At 45.2% G+C, this 21,052-nt stretch carries 18 protein-coding genes, 1 other RNA gene and 1 other annotated feature; of the genes, 3 read left to right on the top strand and 16 right to left on the bottom strand.

The genetic code is table 11. From position 1 onward, the window contains the following. Nucleotides 1-3: 3 nt before the first annotated feature. The 4 genes from CHH48_RS04730 to cymR are packed head-to-tail and all read right to left on the bottom strand — an operon-like array spanning nucleotide 4 to nucleotide 3,440. Nucleotides 4-678 (bottom strand): tetratricopeptide repeat protein, encoded by a 675-nt coding sequence (locus CHH48_RS04730; RefSeq protein WP_095218177.1) that lies wholly within the window; start codon nucleotides 676-678, stop codon nucleotides 4-6. Between the two features lie 60 nt (nucleotides 679-738). Beyond that, a complete protein-coding gene (gene mnmA / locus CHH48_RS04735) occupies nucleotides 739-1,851 on the bottom strand; it encodes a tRNA 2-thiouridine(34) synthase MnmA (protein WP_095218178.1) in 1,113 nt (370 codons plus the stop codon). Between the two features lie 5 nt (nucleotides 1,852-1,856). Then, nucleotides 1,857-3,005 (bottom strand): cysteine desulfurase family protein, encoded by a 1,149-nt coding sequence (locus CHH48_RS04740; protein ID WP_095218179.1) that lies wholly within the window; start codon nucleotides 3,003-3,005, stop codon nucleotides 1,857-1,859. A gap of 15 nt (nucleotides 3,006-3,020) precedes the next feature. Further along, the gene (gene cymR / locus CHH48_RS04745; protein ID WP_095218180.1) at nucleotides 3,021-3,440 is read right to left on the bottom strand and encodes a cysteine metabolism transcriptional regulator CymR; all 420 of its coding nucleotides are present in this window, start codon (nucleotides 3,438-3,440) and stop codon (nucleotides 3,021-3,023) included. Nucleotides 3,441-3,598: 158 nt separating this feature from the next. On the opposite strand from cymR, the gene CHH48_RS04750 reads away from it, so the two are divergent. Together CHH48_RS04750 and CHH48_RS04755 are read left to right on the top strand one after the other, a co-directional pair. Next, the gene (locus tag CHH48_RS04750) at nucleotides 3,599-4,867 is read left to right on the top strand and encodes a replication-associated recombination protein A (RefSeq protein ID WP_095218181.1); all 1,269 of its coding nucleotides are present in this window, start codon (nucleotides 3,599-3,601) and stop codon (nucleotides 4,865-4,867) included. A gap of 105 nt (nucleotides 4,868-4,972) precedes the next feature. After that, nucleotides 4,973-5,716, top strand: a complete 744-nt coding sequence (locus CHH48_RS04755; RefSeq protein ID WP_095218182.1) for an RsfA family transcriptional regulator — start codon at nucleotides 4,973-4,975, stop codon at nucleotides 5,714-5,716. 57 nt (nucleotides 5,717-5,773) lie between these two features. Here CHH48_RS04755 and ssrS read toward each other — a convergent pair. The 11 genes from ssrS to CHH48_RS04805 form a co-directional block, all read right to left on the bottom strand. Continuing rightward, nucleotides 5,774-5,952, bottom strand: a non-coding RNA gene (ssrS, locus tag CHH48_RS04760) — 6S RNA. A 62-nt stretch (nucleotides 5,953-6,014) separates the two neighbouring features. Further along, a complete protein-coding gene (gene aspS / locus CHH48_RS04765) occupies nucleotides 6,015-7,799 on the bottom strand; it encodes an aspartate--tRNA ligase (RefSeq protein ID WP_095218183.1) in 1,785 nt (594 codons plus the stop codon). Beyond that, the gene (hisS, locus tag CHH48_RS04770; RefSeq protein ID WP_095218184.1) at nucleotides 7,792-9,084 is read right to left on the bottom strand and encodes a histidine--tRNA ligase; all 1,293 of its coding nucleotides are present in this window, start codon (nucleotides 9,082-9,084) and stop codon (nucleotides 7,792-7,794) included. Before hisS ends, aspS begins: the two co-directional genes overlap by 8 nt. Before the next feature lie 76 nt (nucleotides 9,085-9,160). Continuing rightward, nucleotides 9,161-9,379 (bottom strand) — a binding site (T-box leader). Nucleotides 9,380-9,425: 46 nt separating this feature from the next. Then, the gene (locus tag CHH48_RS19420) at nucleotides 9,426-9,596 is read right to left on the bottom strand and encodes a hypothetical protein (protein WP_175072913.1); all 171 of its coding nucleotides are present in this window, start codon (nucleotides 9,594-9,596) and stop codon (nucleotides 9,426-9,428) included. A gap of 81 nt (nucleotides 9,597-9,677) precedes the next feature. Beyond that, nucleotides 9,678-10,139 carry a D-aminoacyl-tRNA deacylase gene (dtd, locus tag CHH48_RS04775; protein WP_095218185.1) on the bottom strand — a complete coding sequence of 154 codons (462 nt, stop codon included), beginning with the start codon at nucleotides 10,137-10,139 and terminating at the stop codon, nucleotides 9,678-9,680. An 18-nt stretch (nucleotides 10,140-10,157) separates the two neighbouring features. Beyond that, nucleotides 10,158-12,374: a RelA/SpoT family protein gene (locus CHH48_RS04780; RefSeq protein WP_095218186.1), complete on the bottom strand. Its 2,217-nt coding sequence runs from the start codon at nucleotides 12,372-12,374 to the stop codon at nucleotides 10,158-10,160. 165 nt (nucleotides 12,375-12,539) lie between these two features. Next, nucleotides 12,540-13,055 (bottom strand): adenine phosphoribosyltransferase, encoded by a 516-nt coding sequence (locus tag CHH48_RS04785; RefSeq protein WP_095218187.1) that lies wholly within the window; start codon nucleotides 13,053-13,055, stop codon nucleotides 12,540-12,542. Further along, nucleotides 13,045-15,390 carry a single-stranded-DNA-specific exonuclease RecJ gene (recJ, locus tag CHH48_RS04790; protein WP_095218188.1) on the bottom strand — a complete coding sequence of 782 codons (2,346 nt, stop codon included), beginning with the start codon at nucleotides 15,388-15,390 and terminating at the stop codon, nucleotides 13,045-13,047. Before recJ ends, CHH48_RS04785 begins: the two co-directional genes overlap by 11 nt. A 57-nt stretch (nucleotides 15,391-15,447) precedes the next feature. Next, the gene (locus tag CHH48_RS04795; RefSeq protein WP_095218189.1) at nucleotides 15,448-15,831 is read right to left on the bottom strand and encodes a LapA family protein; all 384 of its coding nucleotides are present in this window, start codon (nucleotides 15,829-15,831) and stop codon (nucleotides 15,448-15,450) included. Nucleotides 15,832-15,917: 86 nt separating this feature from the next. Beyond that, the gene (gene secDF / locus CHH48_RS04800) at nucleotides 15,918-18,176 is read right to left on the bottom strand and encodes a protein translocase subunit SecDF (protein WP_095218190.1); all 2,259 of its coding nucleotides are present in this window, start codon (nucleotides 18,174-18,176) and stop codon (nucleotides 15,918-15,920) included. Nucleotides 18,177-18,330: 154 nt separating this feature from the next. Continuing rightward, on the bottom strand, nucleotides 18,331-18,627 hold the full coding sequence (locus CHH48_RS04805; RefSeq protein ID WP_245840314.1) for a post-transcriptional regulator: 297 nt from the start codon (nucleotides 18,625-18,627) through the stop codon (nucleotides 18,331-18,333). A 119-nt stretch (nucleotides 18,628-18,746) separates the two neighbouring features. Between CHH48_RS04805 and spoVB the strand changes: the two genes are divergently transcribed. Next, nucleotides 18,747-20,294, top strand: coding sequence for a stage V sporulation protein B (gene spoVB / locus CHH48_RS04810; protein ID WP_095218192.1), 1,548 nt, complete (start codon nucleotides 18,747-18,749; stop codon nucleotides 20,292-20,294). Nucleotides 20,295-20,300: 6 nt separating this feature from the next. On the opposite strand, the gene CHH48_RS04815 is transcribed toward spoVB, so the two are convergent. Beyond that, a complete protein-coding gene (locus tag CHH48_RS04815; RefSeq protein ID WP_245840315.1) occupies nucleotides 20,301-20,960 on the bottom strand; it encodes a DUF421 domain-containing protein in 660 nt (219 codons plus the stop codon). Between the last annotated feature and the right edge of the window lie 92 nt (nucleotides 20,961-21,052).

Below are 21,052 nucleotides of genomic sequence, written 5' to 3' on the forward strand. Positions count from 1 at the left end.
TCCTTACTCTTCGTTCTCGATTTGCTCCATGATTAGTTCAATTTGCGCCTTTCCGTGCATGGCCATTTCATGATCAGGCTGTGCTTCAAGAGCTTTATCCATATAAGCGAGCGCTTTTTCAAACTGCTGCTGGTACAGGTAAGCGACACCTATATTATAAAGAGCATCACTATGATTCGGACTCCATTCGAGAAGGTCAAGCAGCACCCGCTGCGCTGTATCGACTTCCCCTGCGTTCGCTAATGCCAAACCATATTGGAAAACGATAGCTGCATCGCGGTCCTCAAGCTCCGCAGCACGCTGCAAATAAGGAAGTGCAAGCTTTTCTTGTCCAGTCTGCTGTAACGACATACCAAGCAGATAGTGGACGTCTCCTTCATCCAACCCAAGTTTAACTGCTTCCATCAGCTGCTGAATGGATTTCTCATACATCTCTCCCGTGTAATACATACTTCCGAGACCGTAATAAGCTGTCGCAGCTTTCTCATCAAGCTCGATGGCACGCTGGAAGAAGCGCTCTGCTTTTTCCAATTCATTCATCCGCATCAGCAGATTACCGAAATTCACATATCCAACTGGATCGTTTGGATTTTCTTCGATAGCTATATTAAAATGCTTGGCAGCTTCCTCAAGATCCTGTTTCTGCAATGCTTCTATTCCTGATTTAATATGATCCATCTTTTCACTCCTACTCCTCTATGTAAGGGAAACCCTTGCCATAAGACAAGGGTTTCTGTTTTAACCGACGTATTCAAGCTGTTGTTCGTTCTTGATGATATCATCGATCGTTCCGCCGCCAAGACATACATCCCCATCATAGAAGACGACTGCTTGTCCTGGTGTTATTGCGCGCTGCGGTTCATGGAAATCGACACGTACTTTGTTATCACCGATTGGTGTAACTGTCACTTTACTGTCTTTTTGACGGTAACGGAATTTAGCAGTTACGGTAATCGGTTCAGTCAGTTCTGTTTCGGAAACCCAGCTCATATCCGCAGCAATTAGCGCATCGGAATACAAACTGTCATGATTAAACCCTTGTTCTACATACAGAATGTTTTCCTTCAGGTTTTTCCCGACAACGAACCATGGTTCGCCTTCTCCGCCAATACCAAGTCCTTGACGCTGTCCGATTGTATAATACATAAGACCGTCATGTTTCCCTTTCACAACGCCGTCCAGTGTGGCCATGACGCCAGGCTGTGCTGGCAGGTACTCGCTTAGGAAGCTCTTGAAATTGCGCTCTCCGATGAAGCAGATACCAGTGGAATCTTTTTTCGTTGCAGTAGCAAGATTGTTTTCAGCTGCGATACGGCGTACTTCTTTCTTGTCCATTCCGCCTAGTGGGAACATAACTTTAGAAAGAGTTGATTCTGTCAGCTGGTTTAGGAAATATGTTTGGTCCTTATTTTCATCCAGACCGCGCAGCATAACTGTCTTGCCGTCACGCTCTTCGACTTGTGCATAATGACCTGTTGCCAAATAGTCGGCTCCAAGAGACATCGCATGGTCCATGAAAGCTTTAAATTTGATTTCTTTGTTGCACATTACGTCCGGGTTCGGCGTACGTCCAGCTTTGTATTCGTCAAGGAAGTATGTGAATACTTTATCCCAATACTGCTTTTCGAAGTTCACCCCGTAATATGGAATACCGATTTGGTTTGCAACTTTTTTAACATCTTCATAATCTTCTGTAGCGGTACAGAAGCCATTTTCATCCGTATCATCCCAGTTTTTCATGAAGATGCCGACTACGTCGTACCCTTGCTGTTTGAGCAAAAGGGCAGCAACGGAAGAATCGACACCGCCGCTCATACCGACGACAACACGAATATCTTTGTTTTCTTTCATCTTTGTCACTCCTTTCCTTTTGTTAGACGTTTTATAATAGCAGCGACTGTCTGGGCAGCCTCTGCGACGGATTCAGCTGTGTTGCCATATCCGAAACTGAAACGGATACTGTTTGTGACACGGTCATCTTCACCATACATCGTTTTCAGAACATGTGACGGATCGACGGAGCCTGCTGTACACGCACTGCCGCTGGATACAGTAACACCGGATAAATCGAAGTTCATCAGCAGAGATTCTACATTCGTCCCAGGAAAACTGATATTGACTATCCCAGCGGAACGCTGACCTGACTCTCCATTGATGGAAAAGTCGATTCCTGAAAGCTTCAATTCAGAAATGAACGTATCTTGAAGCAGCTGGTACGCTGCTTTACGTTCATTTCTTTTTTGCATTGCCAATTCTGCCGCTTTGCCAAAACCGACGATGGAGGCGACATTTTCTGTTCCCGCACGGCGTTTGCGCTCCTGCTCCCCGCCATAGGTGATTGGCTTGATACGCACACCATCAGCTGCATACAAAGCGCCAATTCCCTTTGGTCCGTTGATTTTATGCGCCGATACACTCAAAAGATCAACTCCGAGCGTATGGACATCAATCTCCTCGGTTCCATAGGCTTGGACAGCATCTGTATGGAAATAAGCAGGATGGGATTGTAGCAGGTCACCAATCGCTTGGATCGGCTGCATGACACCTGTTTCATTATTGATCATCATCACAGAGACAAGTATCGTGTCCGGTCGCAGTGCTGCTTGCAGATCGGCAAGCTTAATTGACCCTGACGCATCAGCAGGCAGGTATGTCACCTCGAAGCCCTGGCTTTCCAGATAGTTGGCTGCATGTAGTGTAGCATGATGCTCGATTGCAGTCGTAATAATATGCTTACCTTGTTCACGGCAAGCATTCGCCACACCAATGAGTGCCATATTATCTGCCTCTGTCCCCCCGCTCGTGAAGATGATCTGTTTATCTGTTGCACCGATACTTGCTGCAACCTTCTCACGTGCAACATCCACAATATGGCGTGCTTCCCTTCCGAATGCATGAACACTGGACGGATTGCCGAATGTGCCCTCCATGACCGGAATCATCGCCTGGATGACGTCCGGGTGCATCGGAGATGTTGCCGCGTGATCAAGATAGATTGGTTTCATAACTGCTTGCCTCCATTAAATATAGAACATATACGGATCCTGGCTCTCATCATCTCCATGACGGCATAGATCCTCTAAAGTTGTCGTATCCAATACGTCCCTGACGGCATCGCGGATGCGCAGCCAAAGCTGCTGCTTAGCCGGCTCCTCCTCTTCGATCCCCTCAACAGGTGTGATCGGACCTTCCAGCGTACGGATGATATCGCCAGCCGTAATCTCTGATGGGGCTGATGCGAGCATATAGCCGCCCTTGGCGCCACGGATACTTTTGACCAGACAGGCATTCCTAAGCGGTGCAGCGAGCTGCTCCAAATAATGCTCGGACAATTTATTTTCAGTCGCAATGGTCTTCAAGGAGACTGGTCCTTCTCCATAATGCTTTCCTAATGCGATCATGATAGTCAATCCATATCGTCCTTTAGTCGATATTTTCATCTCTTAAAACTCCTCATAACTGCCTCAGTAATGTTCGGATTTCAAAACAATAACGATTATTATACCAGAAAATATTATAACATGGATAGCAAGTGGCTTGCATTTTCCCCGGTCGCTGGATACGCTAAGACAAGCAGAAACAGGATGGAGGAATAAATATGGCCAGACAACCATTAGCATATCGCATGCGGCCGAAGGATATCAGCCAGATCATCGGCCAAAAACATCTCGTCGGTGAAGGTAAGATGATCCGGCGGATGGTGGAGGCGGACCGATTGAGTTCGATGATCCTTTACGGTCCTCCAGGCACGGGGAAAACGTCGATGGCCGTCGCGCTTGCTTCCAGCGTCCAGATTCGGTACAAGCTGCTTAATGCGGTAGTGGATAAGAAAAAGGATATGGAAATCGCGGTAGAAGAAGCGAAAATGAGCGGCCAGCTCGTTCTCATACTGGATGAGGTTCATCGTCTTGATAAAGCGAAGCAGGATTTCCTTCTTCCGCATGTCGAGAGTAATTTGATTACATTGATCGGGTGCACAACAAGCAATCCCTATCATTCTATAAATCCGGCAATCCGAAGCAGATGTCATCTGTTCGAACTGAACAGCCTGGAACCGGCAGATGTAAAAGAAGCACTCGGGCGCGCAGTGGATGATCCTGACCAAGGACTGGGCAGCATGCAGCTGGATATAACAAAAGATGCATTGGAGCATTTTGCAAGTGCATCGGGAGGCGATTTGCGGGCAGCATTGAACGGGCTGGAACTTGCCGCTTACTCTACCCCGGCACAAGATGGGACTGTCCACATTGATTTGGAAGTAGCAGAAGCTTGTATGCAGAAGAAAAGCTTTTCTCATGATAAAGACGGCGACGCCCATTATGATGTACTGAGCGCTTTCCAAAAATCGATACGCGGCAGCGACGTAAATGCAGCCTTACATTATCTGGCTCGTTTAATAGAAGCAGGTGACCTTGACAGTATTGGTCGCCGGATGATTGTGTGTGCCTACGAAGATATTGGGCTTGCCAATCCGCAAGCCGGACCTCGGGCTTTAGCTGCAATAGAAGCAGCTGAACGTGTAGGTTTCCCTGAAGCACGTATTCCTTTGGCTAACGCAATCGTAGAACTCTGTTTATCTCCTAAATCAAACAGTGCTTATAAGGGTATTAATGCTGCGCTGTCGGATATCCGTTCAGGCAAAGTCGGCGAAGTGCCTGCTCATCTTAAGGATGCCCATTATCAAGGGGCAAAGCATATGGGCCGCGGCGTGGGCTACCAATATCCGCATGATTATCCAGGTGCTTGGGTGGAGCAGCAATACCTGCCCGACCTGCTTAAGAACAGACGATATTATGAACCGGTAGACACTGGCAAATTTGAACAAGCTCTCAAACAAGTCTATGAACGCGTGACAAAAAGAAAATGAGGTTATAGGTATACGAGCAGCAGTCTGCGGTAACAATAGGGCTAACAGTTTTTATTACTTTCTATGTTTGTAGATTAACAGATAAGAAATGGAGTGTTAGCCCATATGGTTAAAGTAAGACAAGATGCATGGAGTCATGAAGACGACTTATTGCTGGCCGAAACCGTGCTTCGGCATATTCGGGAAGGAAGCACTCAGCTGAGAGCCTTCGATGAAGTCGGCGACAAACTGAATCGCACCTCTGCAGCTTGCGGCTTCCGCTGGAACGCAGAAATTCGCAACCGCTACGAACAGGCCGTTGCAATTGCCAAACGACAGCGCAAGGAGAAAAAACGCGCAGAACAAAGAGCACAGAAACCAGTTGCTGCACCCGTTCATCAGCCAGTACCGGTAATGTCCTCCGTGATGGAAACACAACAAGCTTTCCCGATTACAATGGATGAAGAAACAGCGCGTTTCGAAGCAGAGATTGCACAAGAGACATTCATTGTTGGTGAACATACTGATACTAAAACAGATAGCGATATGCAAGCGGATGAGCTGAACCTGTCTCAAGTAATCGGCTACTTGCAATCATTGGAGCAAGGTTATCAAACTAGTGAAACGAGCCGGCATACCATTCATCAGCTGGAAGCCGAGAACCATAACCTCCGCCATGCAAAGGAACAACTTACAGAGGAATGCGAGAGCTTAAAAAATCAGCTGAAAACGATGAAAGCTGATTATCAAGTGCTCATCCAGATCATGGATCGTGCTAGGAAAATGGTTATCTTCGACGACCAGGATGCCTTTGCACCCCCAGCTTTCCGGATGGACAAAAATGGAAACCTAGAACAAGTCGCAAAATAAAAAGCAGCACATACCCTAGTAGGGTGTGTGCTGCTTTGTTAATTTTAACGGAAAAATAGCAATCCCGATCGTGCCGTCCTATTGAAGTTTTGAACCCGCTCTCCGCAGGTGGGTGCCCTGATTCGCACTTTATGCGTCCACTCCATGGAGGCTTGCACGCCGCGCGAAGACTTTCGGGCTCCCGTACTTCACTGTAATCGGTCAAAACATATGAAGAACGTACACATCAGGATTGCTATTTGTTTATGGAACTATATTAGCATGGATAAACAGAGTTTTCAACTGGTAACTCTGTCTATTATGCTTCTTGCCCTGCTGATTTTTTCTGAATATCTAAATACAGCTCATCCAGCTGTTTTTTGCTTACTGGATCAGGAGCATCTGTCAATGGATCTGTCGCAGATGCTGTTTTCGGGAACAGAATTGTATCCCGTAGGTTTGTGCTGTTGGACAATAGCATGATGAAACGGTCGTAACCAAGTGCAATTCCGCCGTGCGGAGGAGCTCCTGATTCCAATGCATCCAATAGGAAGCCAAATTGCTCCTGTGCTTCTTCCTTCGTGAAGCCAAGAACTTCGAACATCCGATTTTGCAGATTCATTTGATAGATACGCTGTGAACCGCCTCCTAGCTCATAACCATTGAGAACAATGTCATACGCTTCTGCTTTGACAGAGGAAGGATCTGTTTCCAGCTTGTCGATATCTGCTGCTGCCGGCATCGTGAATGGATGATGAGCTGCGTAATAGCGGCCTTCTTCTTCGTCATATTCGAATAATGGCCAATCCGTCACCCAAAGGAAGTTGAATTTGGTTTCATCGATCAGTCCAAGCTCACGGCCAAGTTTATTCCGTAATGCTCCTAAGCTATCAAAGACCACTTTTGTCTTATCTGCAACGAATACTAGCAAGTCACCCGCTTCTGCAGAAAGAACATCTTTCAGCTCACCTTGAACTGTTTCATCAAGGAACTTCGCAATTGGTCCTTTCAAACTACCGTCAGCTTCTGCTTTAACCCACGCAAGTCCTTTTGCACCGTAGATCTTAACAAAATCAGTCAATGCATCGATATCCTTACGGGAGAAGTTAGCTGCCTGTCCTTTGACGTTAATCGCGCTGACGCGGCCACCGTTCTGTATTGCATCTTGGAATACTTTGAAGTCAGCAGATTTCACTGCTTCTCTCACATCTACCAATTCGAGTTCGAAACGTGTATCCGGTTTATCAGAACCGAAACGTTCCATTGCTTCTGTATAAGGCAGACGCGGGAATGGTACTTGAACTTCAACGTCCTTCACTTCTTTCATGACACGCTTCATCATACGTTCTGTCATGCCTATGATATCTTCTGTAGACATGAAAGATGTCTCGATATCGATTTGAGTGAACTCTGGCTGACGGTCAGCACGCAGATCTTCATCACGGAAACAGCGGGCAATCTGATAATACTTCTCGAAGCCTGAAATCATCAGCAGCTGTTTGAAAAGCTGCGGAGATTGCGGAAGCGCATAGAACTCACCTGGATGCACTCGGCTCGGTACTAGATAGTCGCGTGCTCCTTCTGGTGTGCTTTTCGTCAGCATCGGCGTTTCCATCTCGTAAAATTCTTCCTCGTTCAAGAAGTTGCGGATTGCTTGCGTTGCTTGATGGCGAAGACGGAATGTCTCCTGCAGCGGTTTTCTGCGCAAATCAAGATAGCGGTATTTCAAGCGGACATCCTCGGATGCATCTACATCATCCTCGATTTGAAATGCTGGACTCTTCGCTTTGTTCAAGATACCAATTTCTTCTGCGACAACTTCGATTTCACCAGTTGCCATGTTTGGATTTTTAGTTGCATCTTCACGCTCCACAACTTTACCAGTCACACTAACGACGAATTCAGAGCGGATTTGCTCAGCAGTTTCTAATGCTTCTTTGGATACATCAGGATTAAAGACGACTTGTACGATTCCGGAACGATCCCGGATATCAGCAAAAATCAATCCGCCTAAATCACGTCTTTTCTGTACCCATCCTTTGATTATTACTGTCTCGCCTGCATGGCTCGTTCGCAGCAGCCCCGCCTTTTGTCTCTCACTCATCCGCTTTTCCTCCATCCAGCTGTTGTTTGATTGTATCAACAGCTTCTTTGATTGCTACTTCGTTCTGCTGTCCATCTTGCATATTACGCAAGGAAATGACACCTTTTTCCAGCTCATCTTCACCGAGTACAACAACAAACTTCGCCTGCTGACGATCGGCTGCTTTGAATTGGCCCTTCATTTTCTTACCAAGGTAATCCTTATCGGCTGTTACTCCAGCTAAGCGCAGCTGATATGTCAGCTTTGCGGCTTCTTTTTGGACAGCTTCGTCACTAAGTGCAACCACATAAACATCAGTTCCAGCTTCAACAGGCAGTTCAATACCTTCTGCTTCTAAAGCAAATAATAGACGTTCTATGCTCAGTGCATAACCGATACCTGGTGTGGATGGTCCGCCAATTTCTTCGACAAGACCGTTATAACGTCCCCCGCCTGTGAGAGTCGTAAGAGCACCGAAACCTTCTGCATTACTCATGATCTCAAATGCTGTGTGATTGTAATAATCCAAGCCTCTGACAAGATTCGGATCTACTTCATAAGGAATACCGATTGCATCCAGATTCGCTTTAACTCCGTCGAAGTATGCTTTGGATTCGTCATTGAGATAATCATGGATGGATGGTGCGCTCTTGACTTTCGGATGCTCTCGGTCCTTCTTACAATCAAGTATGCGCAATGGGTTCTTTTCCAGACGATTCTGACAGTCACTGCATAGCTCATCTTTGACAGGTGTGAAGTGTTCGATCAGAGCTGTTCGGTGTGCTTCACGGCTTTCTTTATCTCCAAGTGTGTTGATAATCAGTTTCAATGATTTCAAGCCTAACTGCTGATAACCGCTCATCGCCAAGCTGATTACTTCCGCATCGATTGCTGGATCTTCACTACCCAAAGCTTCTACACCGAATTGAACGAACTGGCGCATGCGTCCTTGCTGCGGTCGCTCATAGCGGAACATCGGTCCGTAATAAAACAGCTTCGTTGGCTGCTCTGGCAGCCCATAGAGCTTGTTTTGCACATATGCGCGAACGACAGAAGCTGTTCCTTCTGGTCTCAGAGTCAAACTGCGGTCACCTTTGTCCTTGAATGTGTACATTTCTTTTTGCACAATATCGGTTGTTTCCCCTACACCGCGAAGGAACAACTCTGTGTGTTCAAAAATCGGCACCCTGATTTCTTTGTAGTTGAATTTACTTGCCAAATCTGTCAATACTTTTTCTACGTACTGCCACTTTTCTGATGTACCAGGTAAGATATCCTGTGTACCTCTTGGCGCTTTCATCTCCATGAGATAACCTCCTCGACTAATGACCCAATCCCCGGATTCCTAAAAATAACGACAAAAAACCCCCGTCCCTTATAACACAAGGGACGGGAGTTTTTCCCGCGTTGCCACCCTAGTTGGATACAGCTGTATCCCACCTTGGTCAGTTAACGCCTGCTACGTCACTGTCTACTGCGTTGTTCGACAGTGATCCTAAGGAATGTCTTTCAGTTCGAAGCTGTGCCAGGCGCTTACAGCCAATGACGCCTGATCTCTGTTCACAGTGATTTCGACTTACTCTTTCCCTCATCGGATTTCCGGTTTCTTTAGATTGTAATAATAGTACATGTTTGTAAGAAAGATTGTCAAGATTGTTTTAGCCGTTCTTGTAATTTTTTTCGTTCAATACTGTTTGGCGATCCTATGAAGTCCGGTACAAACGGATCGTCGATAAGAGAAGCCGGTTCACTTCTAAGCCGGATAGCATCCAGCCGAGCTGCGGCGAATACATGCTGCTGTGCATCACTGCCTCGCAAGCTGATCACACCTTTACGGATTATTCATCACTAGTATTCTCGACGATTCATCCGTTTTTTATACAAAAAAACAAGAAAGCATCATGCTTCCTTGTTCGGTCGATCCGCGCTGTCTAGGATAATAGTAATTGGACCTTCATTGATGAGCTGTACGTCCATATGTGCACCGAATTCTCCAGTTTCCACGTGAATGCCAGCTTCGGTAAGCTTTTGATTGAATTGTTCATAAAGCTTACTAGCCACATCCGGCTTAGCAGCGTCAGTGAAGCTGGGCCGGCGTCCTTTCCGAGTATCAGCATACAATGTAAATTGGGAAATGGACAGAATTTCCCCGTCGATTTGAAGGAGCGACTCATTCATCTTACCGTCAGCATCTTCAAAGACGCGGAGGTGAATCAGCTTATTCACGATATAATCAAGATCCGCTTCTGTATCATCATGTGTGATGCCAACAAGCAGCATAAATCCTTTGCCAATTTTTCCGATAACCTCTTCACGTACAGTGACGGAGGCTTCTTTTGAAAGCTGTGCTACTACTTTCATCTCTTGCGCCTCATTTCTCTATTGCAGCATTCTCGTAACGGTATAAATATCTTTTATTTGTTTGATCCGCTCTACAATCTTCCGAAGATGGCCGGTATTGTGAATTAAAATGGTCAAATGGATTGTTGCAAGCTTATTCCGATCAGACTTGCCATCGACAGCAGTAATCTGCGTGCGAGTCTCATTGACTGCCTGCAGCACTTCATTCATCAATCCATGTCTGTCAAAAGCAGTGATTTCCAGATCCACATGATATTGCTTGGAAATGGTTGCATTGTTTTCCCAGTCGACTTGAAGCTTACGCGTTTGAGCGTCTTCCGTCTGCATATTAGGACAGTCGGAACGATGGACAGAGACTCCTCTTCCCTTTGTTATATAACCGACAATTTCGTCGCCCGGTACAGGGTTGCAGCATTTAGAAAGGCGAACAAGCATATTATCGACACCCTCGACGCGCACACCGGAATCCCGCTTGCGGCTTGAGGCAGCGGATTTAGACGCACTTGCCATCTTCGCTGTTTCAATCGTCTTCTCCATCACTTCTTCTTTTTCATACTGACGACGCAGGCTCTCGGTCAGTCTAGTCGTGATCTGTGCTGCTGTGATACCTTGATAGCCTACAGCTGCATACATATCTTCCTCTGACGTGAAGTTAAACTTCTCGACTACTTTGCGAAGGTTGTCCGGCGTAAATACAAGCTTCAAATCGAAGCCAGACTGTTTCACTTCTTCTTCCACAAGCTCCTTGCCTTTGGCTACATTCTCTTCGCGGCGCTGTTTCTTGAAGAACTGTTTGATCTTATTACGTGCATGAGTTGTCTGTGCAAGCTTAACCCAGTCCTGAGATGGTCCATAGGAATGCTTGGAAGTCATCATCTCGACAATATCGCCATTCTTCAGTTTATACTCAAGCGGCTCCATCTTGCCGTTTATCTTCGCTCCGACCGTATGATTCCCCACTTCTGTATGGACGCGATAAGCGAAATCAATCGGAACGGAACCAGAAGGAAGTTCGATAACATCGCCTTTTGGTGTGAACACATAAACCATGTCACTGAAAAGGTCAAGCTTAAGAGATTCCATGAACTCCTCCGCATTCTCGGATTCATTCTGGAAATCAAGTATCTCTCGGAACCACGTCAGCTTCTCTTCAAATGATTTTTTCTGCGTGCTAGTATTAAGCTGTTTACCTTCCTTATACGCCCAATGGGCTGCGATACCATATTCAGCGATCTCATGCATTTCTTCTGTACGAATTTGCACTTCAAGCGGATCGCCCTTTGGTCCGATGACAGTTGTATGCAGGGATTGGTATAGGTTAAGCTTCGGCATCGCAATATAATCCTTGAATCTGCCAGGCATCGGTTTCCAGCAAGTATGAATCACACCAAGAACGGCATAACAGTCTTTGATGCTTTTCACAATCACCCGAACTGCAAGCAGGTCGTAAATTTCATTGAACTGCTTATGCTGATACTCCATCTTTCGGTAAATGCTGTACAAGTGCTTTGGTCGTCCGAATATATCGGCATCGATATGAATATCGCTAAGCTGATTTCGAATTTGGTCCATCACGTCACCAATATAGCTTTCCCGTTCATCGCGCTTTTGCTTCATCAAGTGGACAATACGGTAATATTGCTGCGGATTCATGTAGCGAAGAGCCGTATCCTCTAGTTCCCACTTGATCGTGCTGATTCCGAGTCTGTGCGCTAGTGGCGCAAAGATTTCCAGTGTCTCATTGGAAATTCGGCGTTGCTTTTCAGGTGACAGATGCTTCAGCGTACGCATATTATGCAACCGGTCAGCAAGCTTAATTAAAATAACCCGTATATCCTTTGCCATTGCAACGAACATCTTCCGGTGATTTTCAGCCTGCTGCGCCTGTTTAGATTTATATTTAATTTTCCCAAGCTTGGAAACACCGTCGACTAGCATGGCTACTTCGGCATTAAAAGCTGCTTCCAATTCTTCGACTGTAACAGGTGTATCCTCCACTACATCGTGCAGGAAGCCGCCTGCGATTGTTTCAGCATCGAGTTCCAGATGAACAAGAATTCCAGCCACTTGAACAGGGTGGATTATATAAGCTTCCCCGGAACGGCGGAATTGTCCTTCATGCGCTTTTTCGGCGAACTCATACGCTTTCCGGATAAAATCTATATGCTCGTCCGACAGATATCGGGTTGCTTCTTGTATGACCTCTTCGGCCGTGAGAACTTTTTCCTTTGGCATCTCTTTAGTTAAACTCCTTCTCATCGTCTGCATAAGCGACGAGGGTTCTAAACTGTCACATGTTATTTTTATAAGCTTAACAAATATCCAATCTATTCGACAAGTATCTGTTTCTTAAAATGAAACAAAGAGTGCCCCAAAGAGGCACTCTAGTTATGTTCAATATTATTCGTAGCTAGTCAGAGTAAGCACGTCATATCCGTCCAGCTTGTCTCTGCCGTCAAGATATGACAGTTCAACGAAGAACGCACATCCGACAACAATACCACCTAGCTGTTCAACAAGATTGATTGTCGCTTCGATTGTACCACCAGTTGCCAGCAAGTCATCCGTAATAAGGACACGCTGTCCTGGTTTGATTGCATCTTTATGGATTGTCAAAACATTCTCGCCGTATTCAAGTCCATAAGCGACTTTGATAACTTCACGAGGAAGCTTGCCTTCCTTACGGACAGGGGCAAAGCCGATATCCAGCGCATAAGATACTGGGCAGCCAACGATGAAGCCGCGGGCTTCAGGACCGACGATCAAGTCCACATTTTTATCTTTAGCGAATTCCACGATTTCATTTACCGCTGATTTATATGCCGGACCATTATCCATCAATGTAGTGATATCCTTGAATCTGATACCTGGTTTCGGCCAGTCCTCTACGACTGTAATATATTTTTTATAATCCATTTACTGCTTCCTCCTCGATAACTTCCCCGCGTTCAAGTACGCGTTCCAGCCACGCTCTCAATTCCTTATAGCCGGAATAATATAAGATCTTCTCGACTTCTATCGCTTCCTTCAATCCCTGGTAGACTTCAGAGTCAGCCAGATCACGTTTGGAAGGATTTTGGTTGATTGAAATTTGATCCTTATCTAGTTTAACAAATTCCAGCTCAAAAAACACGTCGGAAATAAACTTGGTCCTTTCCGGACTCCAGCCACGGCTGTTTTTCAGATAATCTTCGAGCTGGCGATAATTAATCGTCTTTTGCTTCAGCACAATCGCATAGAATAGCTTAAATTGGTCACGATCCGGGAAACCTTGCAGATAGGCGTTCTCCTTGACGTCATAGCACGCATATATTAAATCTGGCTGTATATGCTGCAATACATACGTGATATCCGTCATACGGCGGGGCAGATCGGCAAGTATGACTGCCTTAATATTACCGGCCGCATTTGCAAGACCTTCTGTTTCAAAATCAAGAACGCGAATTTCATCTGACAGCCAGCTTAGATCTGTATTAGGTCTGAACCGCACGACAGCTGTTTCTTCTTCCTCTTTGACTTGCACGACTTTTTGAAGCTGTTTGCTTCCCCTATGATCGAATAGCTGCCAGGAACGAATTGCTACATCGTCAATTAAAATCTGCGGTTTTTGCCTGCCGTTCCATTCATTGATAGACAATTCTCCAACAACTTCCAAATTATCTGCCGGGGTGAGGAATGGGTAAAGCTCTCCCTGACCGAAACATACACCATCTAATTGTACGCTATCCTCTGCGAATACAAACTTAAGATGGTTTTTATTTGCTCCGATGAGCTTCACTTCCCGCATTTGTGACGTCAGCTTAACGAGCGGTTTTGGATTTTGCATTCCAAAAGGCGAGAGCTGGGCCATGTCTCGGATCAAATCGATTGATACATCACCAACGGTAACCGACAAGTCGATAGCAAGAGTTTGCTTGAAATCTTCGGCTGAAAGCGATTCTGCTGCCATTTGATTCAATGTTTTTCTCAAGGTTTCCAATTGTTCCAATTCCAATGTCATCCCAGCTGCTTGGGCATGTCCGCCGAAAGAGACGAAATGATCACGAACCTGCATACAATGATGGAATAAATCAAAAGCATCAATGCTGCGGGCTGAACCTTTAGCCGTGCCTTTTTCTGGATGAATTGCCAGCACAATTGCCGGACGGTCGAAGGTACGCACCAATTTAGAGGCCACAATTCCAAGTACCCCTTCGTTCCAGCCTTCCTTTGCAACAATGATGACATGACTGCTGTCTTCCTCAGACTGTTCTCTAACCATTGCTTCTGCTTCTTTAGCTATTTTAGCTACGATATTCTGTCTTTCTGTATTGAGTGATTGTATTTCCTCTGCCATTTCCGCAGCTTCCTCATACGAAGCTGCAAGCAGCAGCTCGACAGCAAGGTCGGCATCCTGCAATCGTCCGACAGCGTTGATACGCGGACCGATCTTAAAGCCAATATCCTCTTCCGTTACGATTCCATCTAGTCCACAGCTATCTCTCAGCGCGCGAATTCCAGGTCTTGTCGACGATGCAATTGCCTTTAATCCTTCTGCAGCAAGTATCCTGTTCTCATCAACAAGCGGGACCAAATCAGCAATCGTTCCGATCACAACAAGATCAAGCAGCTGTTTTGGGAAATAACCAAGTAAATAATGAGCCAGCTTGAAAGCGACTCCTACTCCAGCAAGCTCATGGAAAGGATAATTTGGCGAACATTTCGGATGTACAACTGCGAGAGCTCCCGGGACTGCTTCCTGGACTTCATGGTGATCAGTGATGATAAGATCGATTCCGATTTGTTTCGCTACTTCCGCTTCGTGGTTTGCAGCAATACCGGTATCTACTGTTACAATCAATTGATAGCCGTTGTCCTTTGCAGCTCGGAAAGCTGCCTCATTTGGTCCGTATCCTTCCGTAAACCGATTCGGAATATAATAATCACAGTCCGCCCCAAGCTCCCGTAATGCTTCTAATAAAACAACAGTGGATGAAACTCCATCTGCATCATAATCTCCGAAAACCAGAATTTTTTCACCCTGCTCCACTGCAGCATGGATCCGTTGCGCTGCAACATCTATATCAGAAATAAGTTCCGGGCTGTGTAGGTCCTCAAGAGACGGATGAAGGAACCGTTTTGCAGCCTCTTCTGACGTGATTCCACGCTGTATGAGCAACTGCTCCACAAGCGGAGAAACACCTAATCCCATCGGCTCTTGAGCTGAATGGCGGCTGCTATTATCCTTCCATCTCATTCTACTTTCCAACATAAAAAAAGACCCCCTAACCAAGCTATTATACTAGAGCCTGGTCAAGGGAGCAATCGGTTATTGTCTGTATTCATCTCTTATCCGTTCGGATGTAGGGTACGTATTCGTAGTCGGATCGGATATATTTGTCGTTGGCCTCTCCAGTTCTTCATGTCCCTGTTCCGCACGTTTCTCTTGTAGTTCAGTAATTTCAGCTGCTTTTTTATCGCTATCCTTACGTAAAGCGCGTACTTCCCTATTTAACTTGAACATACGCAACCCTCCTACAGATGCTGTAATCAAGACGCCCATCAAAACGGAGAACAGAATGATCAGGATTAGCGGGGCGGAACCTGTTCCGAATAAATAGTCCACCTGTACGCTGTCTACGTTAATAACTGCGAATATTGCAATAAGTACTGCAAAGATGACTGCTAGAATGATATACCATTGTGCCTTCATTTGCTGGCTCCTTTCTAATGCGGCTACTCTATACATTCCCCATTCTAAAAAAAATAACCCCCGTAATTATTACGGGGGTTCTCCAATCAGACTTGCGGTCCTTCTACTTTCTTTTTCTCTTCATGGATGATTGGATTCTTTTCAATATTTCTGCCGCGCCAAACGAGCCACAGCTGAGAAGCAATGAATAGGGATGAATATGTCCCTGCTGCCAAACCAATCACAAGCGCGATTGAGAAGTTAGCAATCGATGAAGCACCGAAGATCCAGAGAATAATCGCTGCTACTATTACTGTTAGTACTGTGTTCACACTTCGTACAAGTGTTTGCAGCAAGCTGTCATTCACGATTTTGGCCAGCTCATCAAACGTTTTGACTTTCCGTTTGATTCGAATATTCTCTTTAATCCGGTCAAAGGTAACTATCGTATCATTGATCGAATAACCGATTATCGTCAGGATTGCGGCAATGATCGTAATGTCGAATTCCAGTCTGGTAATACTGAATACTGCCAGAATGAAGAAGGCGTCATGTAACAAGGCCACTATGGCTGTGACTGCAAATTTGAATTCAAATCGGATCGTCGCGTACAGTATGATACCAATAGAAGCAAAAATAACAGCATACAAAGCATTTTTAGCTAGTTCTTTTCCGATTATAGGCGATACGGTACTGATACTAGGTGCATCTCCATATTCATCTTGAATACTGCTCTTCAACTCATTTTCTTGGTTATTTGTGAGCGTGCTTTCAAGTCGGACGGAGGCATGTTTGCCATCAGCTGAAAGCTGCGTTTCTCTCGATTCGAACCCGAAATCTTCTATCTTCTGCTCTACTTGTTCTGTCGTTAGAGCTTGGTTGGAATCGAATTCAACACGAGATCCACTTGTAAAGTCGATACCAAGGTTCAGCTTAAATACACTCAAGCAGATGATCCCGGCAATTGTAAGCGCGATAGAGAAAGCGAAATAAGCTTTTCTGTGCTTGACTAGGTTCAGCTTCAAACCATAGAAAGTGACGTCACGTTCTTCTTTGTCACTCAGTTTGCGGATATTTTTCTTCGATACACCGAACCAGCCTGGCTTCTTATCGAACGCACGGCTTTTCACCATCAAACTAAGCAAGGCACGTGATCCATATACAGCTGTGATGAAGCTCAATAGAATACTGATGATTAGCGTCGTTGCGAAACCTTTAATAGAGCTCGTACCGAAAATGAACAGGACAATCCCTGCAATCATCGTAGTCACGTTGGCATCGGTAATAGTTGCCAATGAGTTTTTGTTACCAGCTTTATAAGCAGCTTTGAGTGACTTACCTGTTTTTAGTTCATCTTTTATCCGTTCATATGTGATGATGTTGGCGTCAACTGCCATCCCCACACCTAGAATTAGTGCTGCAATGCCAGGAAGTGTCAGAACAACACCAAGCAAATCGAATACAAGTATGTTCAAATAAGCAAAAACTGCTAATGTTATGGCAGCAATGAAACCTGGAAGTCTATAATATACAATCATGAACAACAGAATAAGCGCGAATGCAATATACCCTGCAAGCATCGTCTGATCCAGGGCTTCCTGTCCGAATTGAGCTCCAACTGAGTTTGAATACACTTCATCCATTTTCACTGGGAGTGATCCAGCATTCAGGAGATCTGCAAGCTCTTGTGCACTTTCTACTGTGAAGTTACCTTCAATCTGAACTGATTTACTGTTGATAGTCTGAGAAACAGCAGGTGCAGAAATGAACTTTTGTTCATCCTCAGGCTTTTGTGATTCCTCTTCAAAGGATTCTCCATCCTCATAATCCAGCCAGATAACCAGTCTGTTTTCTGGGTATGCTCGCTGGGAGAGTTCACTCGTCACTTCACCGAATTTGGAAGCATCTTTCATCTCCACTGTAACGAGTGGCTGATTTGTTTGCGGATCGAATGCCTGCTTCGCACTGCCTGCCTCGATATCTGTACCGTTCAAATACTCTTTATCTGCTGTGTCACGGAATGATAGATTGGCAGTCGTCGATAGCATCTCACGAGCTTGATCCTGATCTTTCACTCCAGCAAGCTGGACGCGGATTCGGTTCGGCTGCTCAATGTCTATGCTTGTCTCACTAACACCAAGGGAATCGACGCGCTCATTCAATGCTTGTGCAGTAGCATTCAGCGTTGCCGTATCCACCTTGTCCCCTTCCTCGAGCGGGCTTACTTCATAAAGTACTTCGAATCCGCCCTGCAGATCGAGTCCTAAATTTAAATCATTTGCGATTCCTTTAACTGTCGTTCCCATCGCTCCCAAAAGCAATAGGACGATCAAGAAGAAGGCAACTATTCTGCCTCTTTTCACCATGATGCAACTGCCTCCCATTTTCCGTTCAAACGGAAACCTAATATGCTGCAGACTTTGTCTGCAATAAAATCACATGTATGTACATGCTGTGCTCGTCCGTCAAATACTCACATAGTATAGAAAACATGAGCAAGCACTGTCAACATTACCCTGATCAGGATTGACCATTGATGGCGGCGATGGAAGCCATCAGATCCTCATCTTCCTCATACACTGACATTGTCAAGTAGCCCATATAAACCGATACATTCAGCGACATAATATCAGCTACTACTTCATATAATCGTTTTTGTTTGTCTTTCTCTTTTTTCCATACCTTTTTCTCCATACAGCTCCAAATATCTGCAGCAGAAGCTTTATTATATCCAAGCAGGTGAAATTCTTCCTTCTTGCTGATCACTGCAGGCATCACTTCCGACTTCCATTCATTTACTGTCTTTGTTTCGTACACGTTTTTACCTCCTAAAACAACTTGCCTTGTTCTGTTCAGGCTAGTCATGCTTGGCCATATCTCATGCATACATATAATTGTAGCCGAAAAACTAATATTTGAGAAGGCAGGTTGTCGATGTGACGAAGCAGACTTTCCTAAAAGGGGCACTCATTCTGATTGCTGCCAGCTTGATCACCCGCTTCCTAGGATTCGTGAACCGAATTGTCGTTGCACGTGTCATGGGGGAAGAAGGGATTGGTCTATACATGATGGCCATGCCGACATTATTCCTGGCGACTGCCATCACCCAGTTCGGTCTGCCCACCGCTATTTCCAAACGGGTAGCAGAAGCAGATGTGCGTGGAGACAACGACCAAATCAAAAAAATCGTTGTTGTTTCTCTAACGGTAACACTGAGCATCAGCATTGTTTTTGTCGGAGTTCTTTATCTGGCAGCTCCGTTTCTTGCGGACAAGCTCCTGAAAGATGCGCGTGTCATCTATCCATTGCTGGCAATCGGACCAGTCATACCGATTTTGGCAGTTGCAGCAGTACTTCGGGGGTATTTCCAAGGGAAACAGAATATGAAGCCGCAGAGCTTTTCCCAAGTGATCGAACAGATCGTCCGGATTAGCTGTACAGTCTTCCTCGTAAAATTCTTTCTGCCTTACGGAGTGGAATTCGCTGCTTTAGGGGCGATGATTTCGGTTTTAATCGGAGAATTTATTTCTTTGCTTTATATGTTCTATCAATTTAAACGAAAAAAGACCGTAAAAATACGATCTCAATTCGTTACAGCCTTAAAGGGGGGCAAACAAACATTAGATCGTCTGTTCTCGATTGCCTTACCCGCCACTGGCAGCAGGCTGGTTGCTAGCGGCACCCATTTCCTGGAGCCAATACTTACTGCTCAAAGTCTTGCCCTAGCCGGGGTCGGAACGGCAATGGCAACAAGGCAATACGGTGAACTTACAGGCTATGCACTGCCTCTTTTGTTCCTGCCGACTTTCATTACGAATTCTCTCGCAACGGCTTTACTGCCCTCTATCAGCGAGGCAAATGAACAGAATAGACACCAGTTCGTTCATTATCGAATTCACCAGGCAATCCGGCTAAGTTTTGCCTCAGGTGCAATAGCAACGGTAATTCTAACAGTATTTGCAGGTCCGATTCTTCATTATATGTACGGAAGCGAGAGCGCGGAGCGATTCATACTGCTCATGGCACCTTTCTATCTTATGATGTATATTCAAATGCCGCTCAGCACTGCACTGCAAGCGCTCGACGCAGCCAAATCTGCGATGTGGAATACGATCATCGGTGCAGGCGTAAAAATAATTTTGCTCGTTTCACTAGCTTCCAATGCGAAGTTTGGAATTATCGGAGTTGCCATCAGTATGATTGTCACAGTAGTTTTAATCACTTTATTGCATTTGATCTCACTAGCACGCGTTGCTGGTTTCAGACTATCGTGGAAGGAACTCGGTCAAATGCTTGGTTTGCTGGGGTTAACAGTATTTTCTGCCCATCTGTTGAAGGGTATATTCGCCAGTTCGCTATATAACCTTCCAGCTTTTCTATTATTACTTTTAATTCTAACTGTCCTCTATCTATTGTTCATGCTCAGTTTCGGGTTTATAACGAGAGCGGAAGTGGAGCAGTTTCTGTCCAGAAAGAAACGTTAATCACTGTTAACGTTCATCTTTTCGGTCAATATACCAATTATGGTCTTGGTCGAGTGTGCAATACGAGATACGCGCAATATTAGGATGGCCATGACGCTTCATCTCACCGCGAAGCCAAGAATCAGATTTATCGATATTATCTAACGCCTCTTGCTGAATCTCGCCGTCGATAATCAATGGCTGGACAAACCCGCTGCTGCCATCTTCTGTATCCTGCTTTTCAAATACAGACAATTCACCGGATGTCTCTAAGATCGCAAAATCGACATCCTGTACACTTTTCGTACCCTTTTCTCTCAGCTGCTGCTGAAGATCAGAAAAGCTGTAACGCTGCTTGCGCATTTCATGCTCATCTATCTTACCGCGTGAAATAATGACTGATGGTTTTCCTTCCATAAAATCACGCATCTTAGGAAACTTTAAGGAAATTAATGCTGTACCTCTCTGTATTATCAGGAGTATTACCATCGGCACGATAAAGTGAAGCAAATGACTGCTAGGGTCTTCGATGGAAAACACAGCTATTTCAGCTAACATCAAATAAACAACTAAATCGATGATACTCAGTTCACCAATCTCACGTTTTCCCATAAGGCGGAAAATAATGACGATGACAATATAAGAAAGAATCGTTCTTCCTATAATCGACCATTCCAGTGTATCCAGCAAAATGCCCGCCTCCTTTTTGTTTATTTTGTGTAAGAGTAATCGTTCTATTCGTTCTTAATTTGGATGGACGAGCATACAGTAGCCATATA

The organism is Terribacillus saccharophilus (genome assembly GCF_002272075.1).
Taxonomy (GTDB): Bacteria; Bacillota; Bacilli; order Bacillales; family Amphibacillaceae; genus Terribacillus; species Terribacillus saccharophilus_A.